Genomic DNA, 19,043 nt, shown 5'->3' with positions numbered 1-19,043 from the left:
TTAGCGCCCGGCACTTGTCGAACCGCTCCCGGTCCAGGGCCTGGGGCCGGCGATCACGGGCCGTCATCGTGTGGTCCTCTCGGGGGCGGCGAGCTTGGCGTAGCTGGCCCAGACGTGGCGCTTGTCGCAGGCATCTAGGGCGTTCAGGGCGCGGGCAGCCTCCGACAGGGCGTCGGGATCGCGCTCGGCCGCGTGAAGGAGGCGGGTCGCGGTCTCGCCGCGCGGGCCGGTCGTCAGGTGCACCACGGCCCGCAGGCAGCGGCACCGGGCGGTGTGCTCGGCCGTGTCCAGGTCGGGGGCGAACGGACCCCATGCGTCGGCGGCTGGGATCATCGGGGAACCCCCCTCACCCTCACCTCCGTAACGCCCTTACGGACGCCCCCACCACCACCACCACCCCTTATATAAGGGGTGTGGTGAGGGGTGTGGGGCGCCCCTACCACCACACCTAACCTCACCTCACCTGCACAGGTGAGGGCGCTCAATCCGTCGCCCATTCGCCCACCTCCACGAACGACCGGGTGTTGTGCTTCGCGTCCTTGCCTTCGACCACGACGAACATGCCGTTGGCCTTCCAGGTTTTGAGCATCGAGAGGATGCGGCGCTTGTCCTTCGGGTTGGCTGGGTCAAGCCGGAGGGCTTGGCCGATGGCCTTCCCGACCCAATCAGAAGCTTGATGGCTGTCTCGCCAGCGGCCAGCGCTCACGGCGGTCTGGGCGGCTCGCAAATCCTTCACGCTGACGTCGGCCATGGGGTCCGGCCACTGCCACTGCGCGACGACGCCGATCCGGTCACCGTAGGAGCCGAGCATCCCGTTGCCGTTGCCCAGGTCCACGGACTCCAGCTTGAACCACATCGAGCCTTCAGGCGGTGGCGCGAGGTTGGCCTTGCCGTTGTCCACCCGGAAGTGGAGGCGGCGGAACTCGACCCCAGCCCGCTCGCCCTCGTCCTTGGTCATCTGGTTCAGCACGCGAGCGGAACGGGCGGCCGAGAGGAGCGCCACCGCGCCCCGGCTGTCCTCGACAGTCACTTCGTTGCCGTTCGTCTTGCGAGAGTGGTGCACCAACTCGATGGAGCAGTTGGTCTCCTCGGCGATCTTGGCCCAGGTTTTCGCGACGCGGTCGATGGCACCGTTGTCGTTCTCGCTGACGCCGTGTGACGACACGAACGGATCGATGATGAGCACGTCGATGCCGTTCTCGCGGATCGTCTCCTTGATGGCGTCCACCACGGGTACGGCGACCGTGACCCCGTTCCGATCCTGCTGCGCGATGATGATTTCGGTGTCGCGACCCGAGTTGACGAAGAGGCGGCCGTGCAGGTCGGCTGGCTCCAGTTCGTAGTGGAGCGCGGCGGCCATAATGCGCCGCTGAAGCTCGTCCAGCGGGTCTTCGCCGTTCCAGTACCAGACCTTAAACTTGCCCTCGGGCACGGTGCCGAGGAGGTCGCGACCGCTGACCATCGAGAGGGCTTCGCCGATCTCTAGTGAGGATTTGCCGATGCCTCCGGGGGAGACGGTGACGCTGAGATACCGGCGGATTGTGTTTCGGCGTGCAACTTTGACCCCATGAGGCGGGGGATCGGCGTCCAATTCTGACCCCCTAACCTCGTTCTCGCAGACTGCTCTCCGGTACGACCGGAGGGTGGTGTAGGGGGATGAAGGGCGTGGACACGATTGCGCGCATCCGGCGCGAGTTCTTCAACCGCGGCCGCGCGATCAAGGACATCGTCCGCGACCTGCACGTCTCCCGCAACACGGTCCGGAAGGTCATCCGGTCGGGGGCCACCGCCTTCGCCTACGAGCGCGAAGTGCAGCCTCTGCCCAAGCTTGGGCCGTGGCGCGACGATCTCGATCGGATGCTGACCACCAACGCCGGCAGGTCTGCCCGCGAGCGGCTGACGCTGATCCGGATCTACGAGGCGCTCCGCGGGCTCGGCTACGAGGGCGGCTACGATGCCGTTCGGCGCTATGCCAAGACCTGGAAGCGCGAGCGCGCCTCGGTCACGGCGCAAACCTTTGTGCCGTTGTCGTTCGCCCCGGGCGAGGCCTACCAGTTCGACTGGAGCCACGAGATCGTGCTGATCGGCGGCACGACCGTCACGGTCAAGGTCGCCCACGTCCGGCTCTGCCACTCACGCATGCTGTTCGTGCGGGCCTATCCGCGCGAGAGCCAGGAGATGGTGTTCGACGCCCACGACCGGGCGTTCGCGTTCTTCCGCGGCACCTGCCAGCGCGGCATCTACGACAACATGAAGGCCGCCTACGACGAGATCATCAAGGTCGCGGTGAAGCGCACCCACGAGCCGCAGCAGATCGTCGGTGACCTGCTCCAGGCCGAGATCTCCGAGAAGCAGGCGCGTTCGATCCGCTACCAGATGACGATCGCCAAGCTCCCCCTGGCCAAGGACATCGCCGAGTTCGCCTTCGACGGCACTCCGATCAACGAGGGTCTGGTGCGCGACCTCGCCGGCGGCGAGTTCCTGGCTCACCAGCGCAACGTCGTGCTCGTCGGCGGCACCGGCACCGGCAAGACCCACCTCGCCATCGCCATCGCCCGGGCCTGCATCCGGGATGGCGCGCGGGGCCGGTTCTACAACGTCGTCGACCTCGTCAACCGGCTCGAAGCCGAGGCACGCGCCGGCCGGCAGGGCCGCATCGCAGACCACCTCGCCCGGCTCGATCTCGTGGTCCTCGACGAGCTCGGCTACCTGCCGTTCGCGCAGTCGGGCGGCCAGCTCCTGTTCCACCTGATCAGCAAGCTCTACGAGACCACCTCGATCGTGGTCACCACCAACCTCGCCTTCGGGGAATGGCCGAGCGTGTTCGCCGGCGACGCCAAGATGACTACGGCGCTGCTCGACCGGCTCACCCACCATTGCGAGATCGTCGAGACCGGCAACGAGAGCTGGCGCTTCAAGAACCGCGCCTGAGGCCGGCACACACGTCGCGCCTGCTGGACCCCTGATCAGCCCGGCTGCGCCACCCCGACCCGCTTCGCCGGGCTGATCAGGGGCGTCCCGCCATACCCATCCACGGGGTCAAAGTTCGACGCCGATCCAGGGTCAATGTTCAACGCTGTTTGACAGACGATCTGCGGGCCTTCCTGCAATCGCCCGGCGCCACCGATGCGCAACGCCTCCTGATCCGGCTCCTGGGCAACTCGGGGTCCGCCTCTGGATCGGGCAATGCGTCGAACCGCTCGGGTCGCTAGGCGCAGAAGGGCGCTGGCGATACCCGTGAAGAGGGCCGTAATGACGAAGGCGAAGAAGAAGATGAACAGGATTGCGCGTGGCTCTTTGTGGAAGTCTATTGGCGGATCAACGCCGTAAAAGTAGACCCATAGGACGCCAACAAAGATGGCGCCCTGTGCCAACATCCATGCGAGTCTCACGATCCAATGCGACCGCGTGCGCAGAAACGGCGCCTGGGGCTTGGGGCGCCGCAGCCACCTCGGATTGTCGGGGTCGTCGTCCACGGGCCGCAGCATGGTCCCAAGATGGCGCGCGGCGGCGATCGACGCAATCCGGGGCGATATCTACGCCTTGAACCGCTCCCGGAGCACGTCATTCGCCCGCGCCTGCCAGCCAGGGCCGCTTGCCCGCATCGCGGCGAGCACGTCGGCATCCAAGCGCATCGTGACTTGCTGCTTTGGGCTTTCAGCTTTGGGACGGCCACGCCCCCGGCGTGCGATCTCTGCCCCGTCGCCAGGAATGGCGCGAGCCACCATGGCGTCGGTCAACTCGGGGATCTCCTCGTATTCCTCGTTCGTGATCTCGTGCGCGTCCACCTTCGGGAGATCGGTCGCCCCGACCATTTCAGCGGAGATGAGTGGCGTAGCGGGCTTGCTCGCGGTCATTGGCCTTCCTCATGGAAATCACATGGCGATCCGCGCCACGCGGGGTCCAGACGATGACGACCATGCGCCCGACGAGGAGCCCGGCTGTCATGATGCGGGTCTCACCATAGTTCGCGCGCTCGTCCTCGAAGCTGAAGCAGGGGCCGGCGAACACCGTCTCGGCATCGGCAAAGTCCAAGCCGCGTTCGGCCAAAGCCCTGTCTCGCTTTGCGGGGTCGAACGAAATCGGCATGTATTTTTGTAACGCCACATATTGGAGGCGTCAAGGAATAATGGCGTTACAGAAATATCCCGCGAGCCCCGAAACGGGGGCGCTCGCCATAGGGGCGTCAGTTGAGCTTACGCCCTTCGGACCTGCCCCGGCTCCTTCGGCAACCTCTTGGGCTTTTCTGCCCCGCAACCGCCCTGGGAAACCCGCCTCGCGGCTTCTCTCGAATCACTGGTATCTGTGCCCGTCCGCCGCTGGCCCCCACCCCTGGCGCCGCGTAGGTCGATCCAGGCGAGCCACGCCTTCGAGATGATGCGGATGATGTTCGTGTCGTTCCGGTAGCGGGACAGCCGGCGCTCCTGAACCGTGAGGAGACCGAGTGCCCTGGCCTGCCGGATCGCGCGCTTCACGGTGGACGCGCTGACCCCGGCCACGTCCCCGATTTCGCGGAGGGACTTGTCGCAGAACTGGCGCTTGCCGACCTCGAACGCGATCACGGCAAGGGCCGCTTGCTCCCCGCTGGTGAACTTCGCTGCGATGGCTGGCGGCATCCGACCGGCGGCGGCCCATCGGCGGGACCGCTCGCGGGCCTCAGTGCGCTGTGGGCAGGGTGGAGCAGCCCGACGCTTCGCGTCGCGTTGGGTGCCGCCGAAAGGTGTTGCAGGTTGCAACACCTGACCACTGGCAAGATTGCCGTGCCCTGGGGCAAGCCCAACACGCGCGGCGCGCAACGTGCCTCGCCTCGCCTCAATCACGGCAGACAGGCTTTCGGCCTCGTCGTCCGTCACCTGTTCCGCGACGTGGGCGGCCCATAACGCGCGCGCCACGTCATCGAGCGCATCGCGTGCGCACGTCCTGATGACCGCAGCCATTTCCTCGACAAGCATCGTTCACAGCCCTGCTCGGGCCGCGTCAAAGCAAGGGTGGGTGATGCGTCACCCACCTTTCAAAAGGCCGAGCGCCATCGTCACCAGAACAGACGTTCTCGCTTGACTCCCGAGGGGAGCTTATGGCTTGTGAGGAGTTGGAACAGGCCTCACAGGCCCTACGATTTCGACGGCGCCACCCTGCCAGGGGTCGGCGCCGTTGGCGTTTTGGGCTTAGGTCTTTCTCGCGGCGCTAATCCCTGATTGGTGGCCGGCTCGCGACTCGGTGAAGTTGCGGCCTGCCGGACGTGCCATGTCGGACGGGCGACATGGTTAAGTCAACGCCAACCGGCAAGCTTGCTGCGCCGCTCTAGCCGAGGCTGCGAGATACCGTTGAAGGGTGCGGACATCGGCCAGCATGCCGTCAATTCGTTCTCGGCGGGTGCCGCGGTAATCCGAGATGGCGTCCGAGATGGCGTCGCCCTGGCGTCGCTCAACGTCTCCATGCGCGAATGCTAGATACGCCCATGCATCAAGATCATCGCCCCACTGGACGTTGGTTTCAGCCCAACGATCGAAGCGCCGTCTGTGAAATTCGGCGTCGCGTAGATAATCGGTGGCAGCATGTGGGTCAGGGCAATCCCTAGCGGCCTCCAAGTTGTCTTGTAGCTCGCCGAGGATGAGCCGCCCGTGGGCTTGAGCGGCGGGGTAGCCGATGATCCTCACGCTGCTTCCAGCCATCGCCGTAGGTTCGCCGCCGCACTCCGACTGAGGCCGAACCGACCCAGCATCGCGTTGGTGAATTGCGGACGGCTGATGCCGACGTGACGGGCGACGGTCTCTTGGGTCTGGTGCCGCTCGCGACGCGCGGCGTTCACTGCCGCGACGACTTCAGGGGGCACGATCCCGCCGACGTAGGCGTTCGCAACGGTAGCGAGAGGTTGCCACTCGGCCAGCATGTCGGGCTGCGAAACTCCACCGCTCGGCAGCGGTAGCGGGACGGCATGTCCGGTACGAACGGCCCTCGGCAAGCTCCGGGGCGAATGCCCGCAAGCGCCAACGGAACGGCTCGGGCTGGCCTGTCTCGCTGGAACCTGAAGGGGGCGGCTCTCCCCGTGGCACTGCCCCGTGGTGGCCTGTAGATACTTCGTATCTGGTGGACACGAATTAGTGCCACGGCCGATTTCGGGCATGGCCTTGCGCGTTCGGTAGTACGTTCGGCGGCTGACCCCGAGCGCCAACCAAGGCTGCGTCTGCGCGTCCGATTGCTCCCGCGCCTTCGCCCCAGCCGCGATCCTGCGCGCCTTCTCGGCGGCGGTCTTCCGGGCGCGCTGGTAGGCTTTGAACTGCCGTTCGTTCATCCCGCGAGGCCGAAGCGTGGTGATCCCTAAGCCTTCCCGCTCGGCCACTGTGAGGTGCAGGAGGTCGCCCAGATCCTGCGCGGACCAATGCAGCCGGCCGCGCGCATCGCGTGCCCTCGCCTCGTCTAGGCAGGCGCGGATTTCCTCGACCGTCAGCCGGGGCGTTGCAACGGCGGCCCATTTCCGTAGCCGCTCCTCGAACGTCTCGGCATCGAAGCCGCCGGCCTCCTCGACCAGGGAAGGCAAAGCCGCCGTGAGGTAAATCGCGCCCTCGGCGGTATCGCACGGGCCATTGTGTCTGTGCTGGATCACGCGGCCGATGTCACCGATGGTGAGCCGGCACTGCGGAGGCTTAAACCCCGATCCCTTGCGCTTGGTGCGCCCTGCCTGGCGCTCGTGCTCCTGGGCGCGGTTCTGCTGTTGGATGCGGGCCGCGTCGGGGCCGGCAACCCTCGCCAGCATCCGGCTCCAGAAATCGAGTTGGTCGGATACCTCGGGCGCGAGCGGGCGCTTCATGCCGTCACCAGATCGAGGGTGAGTTGCACGGGGCGGGGTCGGCTCTGCGGTGGACACGAAACAGTGCCACGAAGCTCGGGCCGGTCTAGGGCTACCCGCGTGTGGTTGATGAGCGCAACAAGCGTGTCGTGGTCTCGAAAACCTCTTTCATGCCAGAGGTATAATCCGATCTCCTCGTCTGAAACCTTAGCGCGTTGTCGAGTTGTGCGGCTGCCGAGCACGTCGGCGGTAGTCTCGGCAATGGATCGCGCTAAAGCATCAAGCATTCGCGGGCCTCAAGATCAGGTTACGATATGGCCTCGGTTGACTGAATTTCACCAGGGGGAGCTATTCTCCCCTCCGCTTCCGGGTGCGGATATTTGCTGGCGGGTCTCTCCGAAGGCGGACGCCGGGAAGCCCTCCGTTCTCGGGGATGAACATCACGCCTTCCTTCTCAAGAGCCTTTTGGAGGCCGTCCAAGGTCATGGAGTTGGCGCTAATTGCACCCTCCATTCGCTCCAGCCTTTTGATGGTCTCGGTGGATACGCCCGACAGTTCGGCTAGCTCGCCCTGCTCCAATTTCAGCATGGCGCGAGCCGCGCGCAACTGCTCCCCTGTCAACATTCGACACCTATCATGTAAGAACATACGCGTTGAGTGTTGACGCGTTATCGGGATGGGCTTACACGATAAGGGTAACTTCTAGCCCTTTCAAGGCGCCTCCGATGTCCCTCACTCGCCGCATCTCCTGGACCGCCGCCACCCGCGACATGCGCCAGGACCGCGTTGCGCTCCCCGCCGGCTTCCTCTCGGCCCGTGCCCTAGTCGAGTGCTTCGTGAAGACCCGCCGCCCTCTCGTCGTTGCCGGCAAGTTCGACCGCGCTGCGATCATGGCCCACGCCGCTGCGGCCGCGAAGGCCCACCAGGAGCGCACCGGATCGACCTGGGGCGTCGCGATGTCCGTCTCGCTGAAGGCCGCGTGGCAGGTCGCCAAGGCCGCCCAGCGCGCCGCCGCGCACTGAGACCGTGAGAACCGCCGCTCGTCAGCCGCCCGGCTAATCGGGCTCAAACGGGACCCATCCCCTTCGAACCTCCCCGACGACCCCAAGCCCCGGAGCCCCGGTTATGGCAACGATCCCGCACGCCCACGTCATCGAGCACGTCCCGTTCCACGCTGACCCGATCCTTGCGGCTATCGACCATCACGACGAGGCTTGGAGCGTCTGGCAGTGCGCCTCCGACGCCCTGGTGGCCCAACGGCACGTCGAGATGGAAGGCGCCTTGGCCCGCCTCCTCGCCACGCCCTGCGCGACGCAGTTCGGTTCCCTCGCCCTGCTCCGGCACCTGCGCTGGCACATCCAGCATGACGGCATCACGGACGCAGCAGTGCTCGCCCGCGCCTCGGATCTGGCGCTGTACCTGCGCCTCGACTTCCTGCCTGTCGAACCTGCCCGCGCGCCGCTCGCGCCGATGCTGCGTCTCCTGAGCGGCTTGGGTGAGGCTCTTGCCGCGCTGTCCCTGATCTGCGGCGGCCTCGTCGTCATCGGCTTCGCCACCCTCGCCTGACCCGCCCTGCTCGCGGGCCGGACGGCTCGCGGCTCACCTTCACATTGGAGCCCACGCCATGCGCAATCCCTTCGCTCGCCTCGCTCGTGCCGACATCGCCCGTCCCTCGCTGCGCGAGCGCGCTGCCACCCTCAAGGCTTCGGCCTCTCGTGTGATCCGCCGGGGGCCGGTGAAGACGGTTCCGGCTCCGACTCTCGGCGTGGACCCCATCTTCACGGCCATCGATACGACGCGCTACCTGACCGCCGCCCGTAAGCGCGCCGACCTCCTACCGCAGCCGGCCGGGTCCACCGACGTGCTTCCCGAACAGGATGAGGCGGCGGACGCGTTCTTCGCCCATGTTGATGGCGTGCTGCTGAAAACCGTCCCGACTACGGCAGCCGGCTGCGCTGCCCTGGCGCGCTTCGCCGTCGAGTTCCTAGCCGACGAGGGGTTCAGCCTCGACGAGGATCAGGCCAACGAACACTCCTGTACGAGCACGCCGCCTCTATGTGTTTTCCTATTCAATTGGAATTTCAACAAGGGCCAATTTTTAGAAGGCTGTGATTATTTCAGCACATTTTTTGGAAAAATTCTAAATGCACGGAAATTTGCGCGTGATTCTCTTACCGTACTCGCCGTGTGCTCTCGACGCTCCAGAACCACTTGGCCAAACTGATGCCGCTTACGCAACTACTTACCGCAAATCGCTCGGCCAAAGGCGTCCGACGAAGCAGATAGATCTTGAGGCATTAGATCATGGCCGAGCTGAAAACAATAAACATATCAGGTGAAGATGGATCAAACCAAATCCTGAGCACCTATTTCACGCCTGCAAACAGCTTTTCCCGCAATAGTGGAACGCTGCTTTTCTCTTCGGCCCATACAACTCAAGTAGATAATTCTGGTCGAGATTTCAATATTTCAATAAATCTAACTGAGGGCCAAACCACGGGCTTCAACGCCGGAAACTTTGTCCTAGTTGTATACAATGAATCTAACTCTCAGCAAATAATTTATGGAAACAATGGCATTCAGGCAATAGCCGGAAATTTCAACAATGTGACAGCCAATCAAATAGTTTACAACACTACGGGTGCAACCGGAGCCACGGGGGCCACTGGGGCTACGGGTACCACCGGCGCGACCGGAACGGCAGGAGCCACGGGCGCGACAGGCATCGCAGGCGCGACTGGGGTAACGGGTGCAACAGGTGCGACCGGTACTACCGGAGCGACGGGTACAACTGGAGCCATCGGCGTCACAGGTGTTACAGGCTCAACTGGGGCTACCGGCGTTACAGGCGCAACCGGCGTCGCGGGCGCCACAGGCGCTACTGGAGCGACAGGCATCACGGGTGCTACTGGATCGACTGGAGCAACGGGCGCTACTGGCATCGAGGGGGCAACGGGCGCTACCGGTGTCGCTGGTGCAACAGGCGCTACGGGCTCGACAGGTGCGACCGGAACAACAGGCGCCACGGGAGCGACGGGCACAGCTGGTGCAACAGGCGCGACGGGATCTGTCGGTGCTACAGGCTCGGTCGGCGCGACCGGAGCGGCTGGCACCACGGGAGCAACGGGCGCGACGGGCTCAATTGGCGCGACCGGTACTCCAGGTGCGACGGGTACAGCCGGCAGCATTGGAGCCACAGGGGCTACTGGATCAACTGGCGCAACCGGGACTATGGGCGCAACCGGAGCCACGGGTGCGACGGGGCCGGCTGGTACGGTGTGCTACGTCTCCGGAACCCGGATCCGCACCACCCGTGGCCAAGTGGCCGTCGAGGATCTGTGCGTGGGTGACCGTGTCGTCACCGCAACGGGTACCCTGCGGCCCATCACCTGGATCGGCCACCGCATGCTCGCTGCCAACGGCGCAGCCCTCCCGCATGACCAGCGGCCCATCCGCATCAAGGCCGGCGCCTTCGGCTCCGACCTGCCAGTGCGCGACCTCTCGCTCTCACCCGGCCATCCCGTCCTCGTCGGGGCCGGCGCCGACAACGCGGGCGGCGTGCTGGTCCCGATCATGTGCCTCGTCAACGGAACCACCGTCGTCCGCGAAGTCTGCGCCCAGGTCACCTATTGGCACATCGAACTCGACCAGCACGACATCCTGCTGGCGGAAGGGCTGCCGGCGGAGAGCTACCTCGATTGGGGGGATCGCGCCTTCTTCGACGAGGCCTCCGACCACGCCCTGCAGAACCCGGACTTCATCGTACCGGGGCTGCCGAACCGCTGCCGGCCGGTGGCGATCGATGGAGCGCAGGTCGAGGCCGAACGCGCTCGCCTCGACCGTGTGTTCGCCATGAAACTCTCGGCCCACTGCGCCTGGGATGATGCGGACCATCACGGCTGGCTCACTGCATAAGGCTGTAAGCGGCAAGGTTCGCTGGCCCCGGGATCGGGACAGCGAACCGACCCCAACACCCTCGGGCTTGAGGCGGCCGGGCGACCGGAGGCCGAGAGCTCGCAGCCCCCTCACCGGCGCCCCCCGCCGGTGAGACCCTGGTTCCGTGCGGTCCGGTGAGCATGATCTACGAGAGCCGTCAGCAAGGCGCACGGGGTTGCCCCAAGGGCCGTGCGCCATGACCCCTTCCGGTCAGACGATCTGCTTGTGCATGATCGTCAAGGACGAGGCTCACGTCATCGCACGCTGCCTCGCCTCGGTGCGCCCCCTGATCGATCACTGGATCGTGGTCGACACCGGCTCGACCGACGGCACGCAGGCCCTGGTGCGCGCGGCGCTGGCCGACGTTCCAGGCCGCCTTGTCGAACGGCCCTGGCGGGACTTTGCCCACAACCGCAGCGAAGCTCTCGCCCTGGCACGATCCCTCGCCACCTACACCCTCGTCATCGATGCCGACGACGAGCTCGTCCTCCCGCCCGGCTTCACGCCGCCAAACCTCGCGGCTGACACCTACAGCGTCGACATCGTCTACGACGCGGTGACCTACCGGCGGCCGCAACTCGTGCGCAACGTGCTCGCATGGCGATACCGCGGCGTGCTGCACGAATTCCTCGATTGCCCCGAGGCAACGACGCACGGGCACCTCCCCATCGTGATGCGGATCAATCATGAGGGAGCCCGCAGCACGGACCCGCAGACCTATGCGCGGGATGCGGCAGTGCTGGAGCAGGCCCTTGCCGAGGAGACCGACCCGTTCCTCGTTGCGCGCTACACCTTCTACCTCGCGCAGAGCTACCGCGACTGTGGCCGGGCCGAACAGGCGATCACGCATTACCTCGCCCGCGCCGAACTGGGGTTCTGGGATCAGGAGGTGTTCGTGAGCCTCCTCCAGGCTGGCCGGCTCATGGAAGCGTGTGGACACGCTGTCGATGCCATCCTCGACACCTATCGGCGTGCGTCCGCCGCTTGCCCAAGCCGGGCGGAGGCCGCCCATGCCGCGAGCCGACTGTGTCGCCTCCGAGAAAGGTTCGCGGACGGCTGCGCTCTCGCAGCTTCCGCGCTCAGCCTGTCAATGCCGGCGGATGGGCTCTTCGTCGAGCCTTGGATCTACGCTTACGGGCTGCGCGACGAGTACGCGGTGAACGCCTACTGGGCGGGCCTGAACCGCGAATGCCTCTCGGCCTGCATCGACCTCCTGGAACGCGAGGATCTGCCAACGGCCTATCGCCAGCGTGTGGCCGCAAATGCCCGGTTCGCACTCAATCGGCTTGGAAGCGGAGCGAACTGATCAGTCGACAAGGAAGCCGGTGGCGAGAAGCGAACGGCTGATTTCGAGCGCTGTCAGGTGTGGCCGATACGACGATGTTGGGTTGGGACCGGACGGTGGCGAGCGTTAGGTCCGCACCCTAAGCAGCGAGGTGGTGCCAGCTATGACCCGCGAACGCCTCTATCCTCCCGACTGGCTCGACACCGACACCGCTGCATACATGGTCAGCATGTCAGCGCACACGCAGCAACATCTTATGTGGTAGCTAACAGATATCACTAAGCTACCCCTTTAAAGTTTCGCGCTCTAACAAGGCTGTTGCTTTTTCGAAAGCCTCGCCGAGCCCCCAACCCTGCGCATCTGCGATGCGGGTAAACGCCTCGATCGTCTCAGGTGTAGTTTTCAAATTGAACTGCGCATTCCGTCCAGTCCGTCGACGCCGCTGTTTCACCACTGGAGCGGGAAGCGCTGGCTCACGGCTTCGGAACCCTGCAGCCTCAGCGGCCTTCTTCGCTTCCTCAGGTTTGACGCGTTCCGCAGCAGGCTTTGCCCAGGCGGCAGGATCTAGGTCTTCCAACTCATCACCGAAGCCTAAGGATTGGCGGCTCTTATCGATCGTCATGCGACGGCCCTCGCAGTCGCCGCGGCCTTGAGCTTGGAGACCACCTCTCCTGCAAACTCACGAGCGTTCTGAGCAGCCTTGTCCAAATTGCTTGTCTGTGATGGGTTCAGGGTAGCGAGCGTACCTCCGTAATCGAAGAGATCTCGGTACGCTGCGCGTTCGACGATAGCTGTGGCGAAGATCTCGATCCCCCCCGCCTGAAGCTGCTCCGAAACGTTGCGCAAGGCCCGCGATGTAACCGCCGCACTGGTACGGGTCAGCACAACGGCATGAGCGATCTTGCGGCGAGACATCTTCTCCTGGTTGCGAATGAGGCGGATGGTCTTCGCACCTCCCTTCGCATCCATGCTGGAGCCCTGAATTGGGATCACGACCAAGTCGGCCATACCGATGGCATTTGAGACCATCAGGCTAGCTGTGCCTTCTAGGTCGACAATGACGAAGTGTGCCTCCCGTTCAGCACCCTCGATCGCGTCGACGACCGTCTCCTCTGTGACATCGCTGATGATGGTGATGTTTGCAGGCTTGCCCGCCAACCGTCCCCACTGCGAAATCCACTTCTCAGGATCTGCGTCGATGACGGTGACAGCAGCCTTCTTTGCCGCCAGCTCCGTTGCCAGAAGAAGCGCAGTCGTTGTTTTTCCAGCCCCTCCTTTGGGGTTGGCAAAGGCGATGACAGGCATGGGACCTCCAAATTATCTATTCCAAGGCCAACGAGCTTAGCAGAAGATTCTTAACCGATAGCTACTAGATATTAAATATACCATATAGCTAGCAGCTATCTCATACTAATTGGTAGCTATCGGCTAGCCATTTCACGTAGTAGCTATCTAGTAGCTATTAATTTGACAAGGAGGCAAATTGTAGCTCCTAAAGTGACTTACCGCCTGATGTGGCGATCAGCCGGCAAGCATCATAGCGGCTGCTTGGCTGTGGGAGCGTGCCTGGGCGAAGGAGCTGTAGAAGGTATCTAGGCTGACCCCAAGGCGCTTGGCAATTGCCGCGATCGAGATCGTGCCTGAGTGCAAGAGGGCGCGGCCCACCTCGATGTCAGCCTCGTTGAGCTTAGTCGGACGACCACCTTTTCGCCCTCGCGCCAATCCGCTTTCAGCCCCTTCATGGTGCGCTCGCGGTTGAGATCGAGAAAGTACTCGGCCATGGCACCGTGCATCTGCAGGGCGAAGCGCCCATGCGCGGTGCCGCTGTCGAACTGCTCGGTCAGGCTGCGAAAGTGGACCTCCTTCACACGTAGTCCGTCGATCGTGCGCATCATTTCGACCAGTGACCGCCCGAGCCGATCAAGCTTCCACACCACCAGAATGTCTTCGGGCCGCAGGTAGGCGAGGGCTGCCTCGTACTCGGGGCGCTTAGTGCCGGCCGTACCGGACTTCTTCTCCTCGAACAGGCGCTCGCAGCCGGCCCTTATCAGCGCATCGAACTGCAGGTCGAGGTTCTGGTCAAGGGTGGAGACGCGAGCATATCCGACGAGCATGTCGGCTTAGTGGCCCAGCTGCGTTTATCCGGCAATAGATAACCGGTCATATTTTCCCGACAGAAACGGAGCTGTTTGAGGTGGGCCGGACTGGGTCCGTGGCCGATGCCCGGAAAACGATCGTTTACCCGACATTGGAGACTGTGGTACCCAACGTTTCAGGAAGGTGGGAAACAGTCCCTGCTGGCGCGGCTGAAAGAAGACCTCGCTTCGCCGGGACAAACGGCGGAGCATGGATCGTCGACCGCACCCTTCGTACTTACTGCTGCGCCTCGCGGGCCTTGCGGGCCATCTCGTTGAGGGTCGTCACCGCTTCCTCGAAGCGGTGTTCCGCCTCGGCTTGACGCTGGAAGCCGACTCGCTGCACCAGGATCTCACGCGGGGTGGGCTGCTCTTGGATGAGCGACATGACCTCTTCGATGAAGTCGGCCAGCGGCAGGTATCCCTGGCGTGTCGCCTGCCCCGGGGTGAGGTCGGTCTGCACTGCCGGCGGCACCAGCTCGATGACCTCGACCTTGCCCTTGAGCGCCTCGCGCAGGGCGACCGTGTAGCTGTGCAGGGCGGCCTTGGTCGCCGAGTAGGTCGGGGCCGACACAAGAGGCACGAAGGCTAGGCCGGAGGTGACGTTCACCAGGGTAGCATCGGGCTGCCGGCCGAGATGCTCGATCAGGGCGTCGGTCAGGCGAATGGGGCCGAGCAGGTTGGTGATGACGGTTGCCTCCGCATCCGAGAGGTCGCGAGGCTGGTCCAGCACCTCGGAGCGCATGATCCCGGCGTTGTTGATGACCACGTTGAGGGCCGGGTGCTGGGCCGTCACGCGTGGTGCGAAGTCGGCCACGCCCTCAGCGCTATCGGCATCGAACGCCATGGCATGCATGTTCGGACGTCCGGCAATTGTCCGCTGCAGCGCCTCCGTCCGCCTGCCGGCGACGATGACGGTGTTGCCAAGGTCGTGGAAGCGTTGGGCGAGGGCTTGGCCGATGCCGGAGCCGCCACCGGTGATGAGGATGGTGTTTCCTGATGTCTTCATGTGAGCGACCTTCGTTGTTGTCGCCCATGAGGTTATGGCTCATGCTCTCCGAACCGAAGTAGGCACCGAAAAGATTTATACGCACCAACCGGAGAGTGTCGGATGCGTCGAGCAGAGGCCGATCCACGGATCGAGGCGCATCGGAAGGAACCGGTCCCGACCGAGACCGACCCGGCCATCGAGACGTTGGTCCAGGACATCATCGGCAAGGTGGCCGACAAGTGGACCATGCTGATCCTCGAAGCCCTGCATGAGCGCGGCACGCTGCGTTTCACCCAACTCGGCAAGGCGGTCGGCCGCATTAGCCAGAAGATGCTGACCCAGACAGTTCGCCAGATGGAACAGGACGGCTTGGTGCGTCGGACGGTGCACCCGGTGATCCCGCCCCGCGTGGACTACGCGCTAACGCCGCTTGGCGAGAGCCTGGGTTCCGCCTTCTGCGGTGTGTGGATCTGGGCGGAGACGCACCATGCCGAGATCAAGCGGGCACGCGAGGCTTTCGCGTCGCGAGAGTGCCGACGACCTGTCCAGGCGTGACTCCGTCTTACCCAGAAGCTGACCGCAGCCTCCTGGGTCTGCCAGGGCGCCTGAAAGCGGACCTTCCGAATGTCTATGAAAGATCGATAGCAACCTCAACTATCCGTCATAAATTCGATTGTTTTTCTGACACGCCAACTTGGTGTGTATCACGAATAGTCTGATTTTGTAGCCCTATCGGTCCCATGCTCTTGCAATGCCCACGACCACGACGAGCAGGAGCGCGAACGCTACGTAGGTGCCGAGTTCGACCATTACTCCGTCCTCCGGCCGTCGACAGGCTCTGCTCCGCAGCCACCCAGATACGGTCGAATGCTTCATTGAGATGGATCAAGGATCGCCCTCGGGGACCGAGCATCATGGCTTCTGTCACGAAGACGGGAGACGGCCATGAACATGGTGATGAACACGGCCTACGTGCCGACGGTACGCACGGTAGGAATGCCGAGGGGGGCGGCCGGAAGGGTAGCGTCAAGGCTCGTAGAGACGGGACCCCTTGTCGAGGACGTATACCGTTTTCAGGCCATCGGCGGCCTTCAAGCTCTCGGCTTGGCGATCACCGCATCCCTCGTGCTGACTGGCTTGCTTTGGGCCATGGCGTAACGCAACCGGCCTGATGAAAGCCCCTAGCCTGCCTAGGGTGGCACGGGCGCAACGGCTCAGCGTCATCCCCACATCGCGCAGATCTCAATCCTCAAGACCAGTGCTCCAGGGTAAATCCGCTTCTCATTGCCAGGCCAAGAAACCTTACCAACAGAACAGGAGCCTTTGATGGATCGTTATATCGTGATGTTCTACAAGGTAATAATGGACGGTGCAGGCCACGACCGTCGCGTCCTACAGCATCGGGCCGTGGTACGCGCGAACTCCGAGGTTGGAGCACTTTACGAGGCCAAGGCCCTGTTCCGTGAGGTCGCGAACATCGCGGATTGGCGTCTACGTGCTGACACCTGCGAGGCGGTCGTGTTGGCAGGCTCCCCCACCTGAAGTCGATCGTATTCCACTTGCCTGAAGAGACGGTGCGAAAAACACTTGGCACATAGCAACCCGCGCGCAGAATGCAGCGGGTTACCGGTGGGCGTTCCCATTCAGGATGAGTAAGGTTCTCATCCACGTTGGGAACTCGAGGCCTGCCGAATGTCGAGCGAGACTTGCGCACCCGATGAGCGGTCCTGCCGGCACGGCCGGTCTGAAGTCGGTTGTGCCGAGTGCAAAGTCCGCTTCATCAGCGTCTGCGCTGCGCTTACGAGCGACGAACTTGCCGAACTCGAATCCCTGAGCCGTCACGTCGTTCACGAGCCACGCGGGACCTTGTTCACACAGGACGAGGAGGCGAGCGCGGTTTACAACATCACCGAAGGATCGGTTCGTCTCCTGCGTCTGCTGCCGGACGGGCGGCGCTACGTCATGGGATTTGCCCTCGTCGGCGATTTCCTTGGTCTAGCGCTGCCTGAGCGGCATACCATCACTGCCGAGGCTCTATCATCCGTCACCGTTTGCCGTTTCGAGCGCCGGGCGTTCCAGGATCTCGTGACACGCAAGCCTCATCTCCTGCAGCGCCTGCATGAGCGTGCGGGCTATGAGCTCGGCCTTGCGCAAGATCAGATGTTACTGCTTGGCCGGCGCGGAGCTGAGGAGAAAGTCGCGAACTTTCTGCTCACGCTGCGGAGGCGCTACGCACGAATTGGCCTGACTTCGGTGACGCTAGAGCTGCCAATGGGACGCCAGGACATCGCCGATCACCTTGGCCTCACGATTGAGACGGTCAGCCGCACGCTGACGCGCCTGGACCGTGAGAAGGTCATTCTGATCGTGCCCGGTGGTGTACGCCTGCTCGATCTGCCGCGACTCGAACATCTCGGGGGTTGATCAGGGCGGCCCCCAACGGTGCGAGGCCGCCTTGATCTGAAACAAGGATCTGGAATGCCGACCGGATCAGTGGAGAGGTGTCGATCTGGAAGACCCTGGCGCCCCTCTTGCGCGCCAGGGTGCGACCCGCGGCGCGGACGCGATGCCCTCCCCGATGTTTTCGCAATCGAGGCTATTCGGTCCGCGCATGATGCGGAAGTGTTCATATGGGACCGAGGAACGGATCAGTGTCGACCGATATCTGCGCGCTCTGCCCGGTGCGCGAACACGCGTTATGCAGTTGTCTCAGCGATGAGGAGCGCGTCGTTCTCGCCGGCTTCTGTCAGCGCCGCCGCTTCACGGCGGGTGAGACGGTCATGTGGGCGGGTGACGAGAGCCGGATCTGCGCCAACCTTCAGTCTGGCGTCCTGAAGGTTGTCGCAGCAACGACCGACGGGCGCGAGCAGATAGTCAGCTTGGTCTACCCGGCTGATTTTGTCGGTGAGCCCTACGCAACTGAGACGGCATTCACAGTTACGGCCTTGTCCGACGCTGAGCTATGTACATTCCCAAGGCTCCTGTTCGAACGGTTCCTGGAGGAGCATGCGCGGATAGAGAACCTTCTGCTCCAACGCACATTCAAGGCGCTAAACGAAGCCCGTGCCCGCATGCTAACCTTGGCCCGTCTCTCTGCCGGAGAAAAGGTGGCCAGCCTCCTGCTCGAGATGGCCGCGCAAGCGGGCCGATGCAGGTGCCAGCTGGGCTTGTCCGAGCCGGTCACGTTTGACCTGCCGATGACGCGCGGACACATGGCGGACGTGCTGGGAATGACAATCGAGACGGTCAGCCGGCAATTGACGAAATTGAAGAGCGCCGAGGTCATCGTCCTATCCGGCGCCCGAACCGTGACGATTGTTGATGGGAACGCCCTCAAAGGGCGGACCATGGCAGCGTAATTTACGCTGCCCGGCGGCTCAGGCTGTCGACGAGGAGGGACCTGGCGTTGGCCGTCAGTCGGTTCTGGGCGAGCGTCAGGATCGTCAGCATCTCGAAAGCCATCCTTTGTCGACTTGCCGCGAAGAAGCAGCGCAGCATGTAGGCGAGCGTGTCAGCGGAAATCCCGCCGGCCGCACCTGGTTTTGCATCCAGCACCGCCATTAGATCCCCGGCATGAACGAGATCGTCGGTACGGCGCGCTTCGACGTGGCGGAGCAGCGCGGCTGCCAGGGCATCATGGAGCCCCGTGCTCAACATTTCGACAACGAAGGCCGTGCCCTGCGCCTCATGCATGACGAATTCGTCCAGCGCTGCGCGGAGCCGCTTGGCCTCGCTTTCGACCGGCCAAGTGGGGAGTATGTCGGCGCAGGCTTCTAGGGTGTGTCATCGCTTGAGCCAGTGGAGGGCGGCGGCGAGGTAGAGGACGCCCATGAAGCTGATGGCGGTCTTCTCGTAGCGGGTGGCGATGGCGCGCCATTCCTTGAGCCTGGCCCAGAGGCGCTCGACCTG

At 63.8% G+C, this 19,043-nt stretch carries 25 protein-coding genes and 2 pseudogenes; 12 read left to right on the top strand and 15 right to left on the bottom strand.

The window, feature by feature from the left end; all coding sequences use genetic code 11:
• Positions 1-63 precede the first annotated feature (63 nt).
• Both MKK54_RS19905 and MKK54_RS19900 read right to left on the bottom strand, forming a co-directional pair.
• Complete coding sequence (locus MKK54_RS19905; protein ID WP_244013444.1) at positions 64-333, bottom strand: hypothetical protein; 270 nt, start codon at positions 331-333, stop codon at positions 64-66.
• 148 nt (positions 334-481) lie between these two features.
• Entirely contained in the window at positions 482-1,591 is a 1,110-nt protein-coding gene (locus MKK54_RS19900; RefSeq protein ID WP_244013442.1) for an AAA family ATPase, read from the bottom strand.
• Positions 1,592-1,656: 65 nt separating this feature from the next.
• Here MKK54_RS19900 and istA point away from each other — a divergent pair.
• Both istA and istB read left to right on the top strand, forming a co-directional pair.
• Positions 1,657-2,274: pseudogene (gene istA / locus MKK54_RS24805) on the top strand (IS21 family transposase); the annotation flags it as partial.
• Positions 2,251-2,931, top strand: a complete 681-nt coding sequence (gene istB, locus MKK54_RS24800) for an IS21-like element helper ATPase IstB (protein ID WP_244013448.1) — start codon at positions 2,251-2,253, stop codon at positions 2,929-2,931. The pseudogene istA and the gene istB, both read left to right, overlap by 24 nt.
• Positions 2,932-2,966: 35 nt before the next feature.
• Here istB and MKK54_RS19885 read toward each other — a convergent pair whose 3' ends face one another.
• From MKK54_RS19885 to MKK54_RS19855, 7 genes are all read right to left on the bottom strand, one after another.
• Positions 2,967-3,377, bottom strand: coding sequence for a hypothetical protein (locus MKK54_RS19885; protein WP_244013440.1), 411 nt, complete (start codon positions 3,375-3,377; stop codon positions 2,967-2,969).
• Between the two features lie 159 nt (positions 3,378-3,536).
• A complete protein-coding gene (locus MKK54_RS19880; RefSeq protein ID WP_313898401.1) occupies positions 3,537-3,857 on the bottom strand; it encodes a BrnA antitoxin family protein in 321 nt (106 codons plus the stop codon).
• The gene (locus MKK54_RS19875) at positions 3,817-4,089 is read right to left on the bottom strand and encodes a BrnT family toxin (protein ID WP_244013438.1); all 273 of its coding nucleotides are present in this window, start codon (positions 4,087-4,089) and stop codon (positions 3,817-3,819) included. Before MKK54_RS19875 ends, MKK54_RS19880 begins: the two co-directional genes overlap by 41 nt.
• A gap of 107 nt (positions 4,090-4,196) precedes the next feature.
• A complete protein-coding gene (locus MKK54_RS19870) occupies positions 4,197-4,952 on the bottom strand; it encodes a hypothetical protein (RefSeq protein ID WP_244013436.1) in 756 nt (251 codons plus the stop codon).
• Positions 4,953-5,264: 312 nt separating this feature from the next.
• Positions 5,265-5,657 carry a hypothetical protein gene (locus MKK54_RS19865; RefSeq protein ID WP_244013434.1) on the bottom strand — a complete coding sequence of 131 codons (393 nt, stop codon included), beginning with the start codon at positions 5,655-5,657 and terminating at the stop codon, positions 5,265-5,267.
• The gene (locus tag MKK54_RS19860; protein ID WP_244013432.1) at positions 5,654-6,808 is read right to left on the bottom strand and encodes a hypothetical protein; all 1,155 of its coding nucleotides are present in this window, start codon (positions 6,806-6,808) and stop codon (positions 5,654-5,656) included. The genes MKK54_RS19865 and MKK54_RS19860 overlap by 4 nt, the downstream gene beginning before the upstream one ends.
• 327 nt (positions 6,809-7,135) lie before the next feature.
• Entirely contained in the window at positions 7,136-7,411 is a 276-nt protein-coding gene (locus tag MKK54_RS19855; protein ID WP_244013430.1) for a helix-turn-helix domain-containing protein, read from the bottom strand.
• 101 nt (positions 7,412-7,512) lie between these two features.
• Here MKK54_RS19855 and MKK54_RS19850 point away from each other — a divergent pair, with 101 nt between their 5' ends.
• The 5 genes from MKK54_RS19850 (at position 7,513) to MKK54_RS19830 (ending at position 12,029) form a co-directional block, all read left to right on the top strand.
• On the top strand, positions 7,513-7,809 hold the full coding sequence (locus MKK54_RS19850; RefSeq protein ID WP_244013428.1) for a hypothetical protein: 297 nt from the start codon (positions 7,513-7,515) through the stop codon (positions 7,807-7,809).
• A 103-nt stretch (positions 7,810-7,912) separates the two neighbouring features.
• Positions 7,913-8,353 carry a hypothetical protein gene (locus tag MKK54_RS19845; RefSeq protein ID WP_244013426.1) on the top strand — a complete coding sequence of 147 codons (441 nt, stop codon included), beginning with the start codon at positions 7,913-7,915 and terminating at the stop codon, positions 8,351-8,353.
• A gap of 58 nt (positions 8,354-8,411) precedes the next feature.
• Entirely contained in the window at positions 8,412-9,011 is a 600-nt protein-coding gene (locus MKK54_RS19840; RefSeq protein WP_244013424.1) for a hypothetical protein, read from the top strand.
• Between the two features lie 1,007 nt (positions 9,012-10,018).
• Positions 10,019-10,702 (top strand): Hint domain-containing protein, encoded by a 684-nt coding sequence (locus MKK54_RS19835; RefSeq protein WP_244013422.1) that lies wholly within the window; start codon positions 10,019-10,021, stop codon positions 10,700-10,702.
• 250 nt (positions 10,703-10,952) lie between these two features.
• Complete coding sequence (locus MKK54_RS19830; RefSeq protein ID WP_244013420.1) at positions 10,953-12,029, top strand: glycosyltransferase; 1,077 nt, start codon at positions 10,953-10,955, stop codon at positions 12,027-12,029.
• A 262-nt stretch (positions 12,030-12,291) separates the two neighbouring features.
• Here the strand turns inward: MKK54_RS19830 and MKK54_RS19825 are convergent, their stop codons facing one another.
• From MKK54_RS19825 to MKK54_RS19810, 4 genes and pseudogenes are all read right to left on the bottom strand, one after another.
• Positions 12,292-12,630 carry a stability/partitioning determinant gene (locus MKK54_RS19825; RefSeq protein ID WP_244013418.1) on the bottom strand — a complete coding sequence of 113 codons (339 nt, stop codon included), beginning with the start codon at positions 12,628-12,630 and terminating at the stop codon, positions 12,292-12,294.
• The gene (locus tag MKK54_RS19820) at positions 12,627-13,313 is read right to left on the bottom strand and encodes a ParA family protein (protein WP_244013416.1); all 687 of its coding nucleotides are present in this window, start codon (positions 13,311-13,313) and stop codon (positions 12,627-12,629) included. Before MKK54_RS19820 ends, MKK54_RS19825 begins: the two co-directional genes overlap by 4 nt.
• A gap of 216 nt (positions 13,314-13,529) precedes the next feature.
• Positions 13,530-14,122: pseudogene (locus MKK54_RS19815) on the bottom strand (recombinase family protein).
• 259 nt (positions 14,123-14,381) lie between these two features.
• Positions 14,382-15,152 (bottom strand): SDR family oxidoreductase, encoded by a 771-nt coding sequence (locus MKK54_RS19810; protein ID WP_244013414.1) that lies wholly within the window; start codon positions 15,150-15,152, stop codon positions 14,382-14,384.
• Between the two features lie 102 nt (positions 15,153-15,254).
• Here MKK54_RS19810 and MKK54_RS19805 point away from each other — a divergent pair, with 102 nt between their 5' ends.
• From MKK54_RS19805 to MKK54_RS19790, 4 genes are all read left to right on the top strand, one after another.
• On the top strand, positions 15,255-15,689 hold the full coding sequence (locus tag MKK54_RS19805) for a winged helix-turn-helix transcriptional regulator (protein WP_244013412.1): 435 nt from the start codon (positions 15,255-15,257) through the stop codon (positions 15,687-15,689).
• A 771-nt stretch (positions 15,690-16,460) separates the two neighbouring features.
• Entirely contained in the window at positions 16,461-16,676 is a 216-nt protein-coding gene (locus tag MKK54_RS19800; RefSeq protein ID WP_244013410.1) for a hypothetical protein, read from the top strand.
• A 150-nt stretch (positions 16,677-16,826) separates the two neighbouring features.
• On the top strand, positions 16,827-17,558 hold the full coding sequence (locus MKK54_RS19795; protein WP_244013408.1) for a Crp/Fnr family transcriptional regulator: 732 nt from the start codon (positions 16,827-16,829) through the stop codon (positions 17,556-17,558).
• Between the two features lie 227 nt (positions 17,559-17,785).
• The gene (locus MKK54_RS19790) at positions 17,786-18,493 is read left to right on the top strand and encodes a Crp/Fnr family transcriptional regulator (RefSeq protein WP_244013405.1); all 708 of its coding nucleotides are present in this window, start codon (positions 17,786-17,788) and stop codon (positions 18,491-18,493) included.
• 1 nt (position 18,494) lies between these two features.
• On the opposite strand, the gene MKK54_RS19785 is transcribed toward MKK54_RS19790, so the two are convergent.
• On the bottom strand, positions 18,495-18,695 hold the full coding sequence (locus MKK54_RS19785; protein ID WP_244013403.1) for a hypothetical protein: 201 nt from the start codon (positions 18,693-18,695) through the stop codon (positions 18,495-18,497).
• Between the two features lie 12 nt (positions 18,696-18,707).
• On the opposite strand from MKK54_RS19785, the gene MKK54_RS19780 reads away from it, so the two are divergent.
• On the top strand, positions 18,708-18,911 hold the full coding sequence (locus MKK54_RS19780) for a hypothetical protein (protein WP_244013401.1): 204 nt from the start codon (positions 18,708-18,710) through the stop codon (positions 18,909-18,911).
• 6 nt (positions 18,912-18,917) lie between these two features.
• Here the strand turns inward: MKK54_RS19780 and MKK54_RS19775 are convergent.
• On the bottom strand, positions 18,918-19,043 hold a 126-nt coding region (locus MKK54_RS19775; RefSeq protein ID WP_244009393.1), incomplete at its 5' end, for a transposase.

Origin of the sequence: Methylobacterium sp. J-068 (genome assembly GCF_022829445.1) — a bacterium.
Taxonomy (GTDB): Bacteria; Pseudomonadota; Alphaproteobacteria; order Rhizobiales; family Beijerinckiaceae; genus Methylobacterium.
This window is presented reverse-complemented; position numbering and strand designations above follow the sequence as displayed.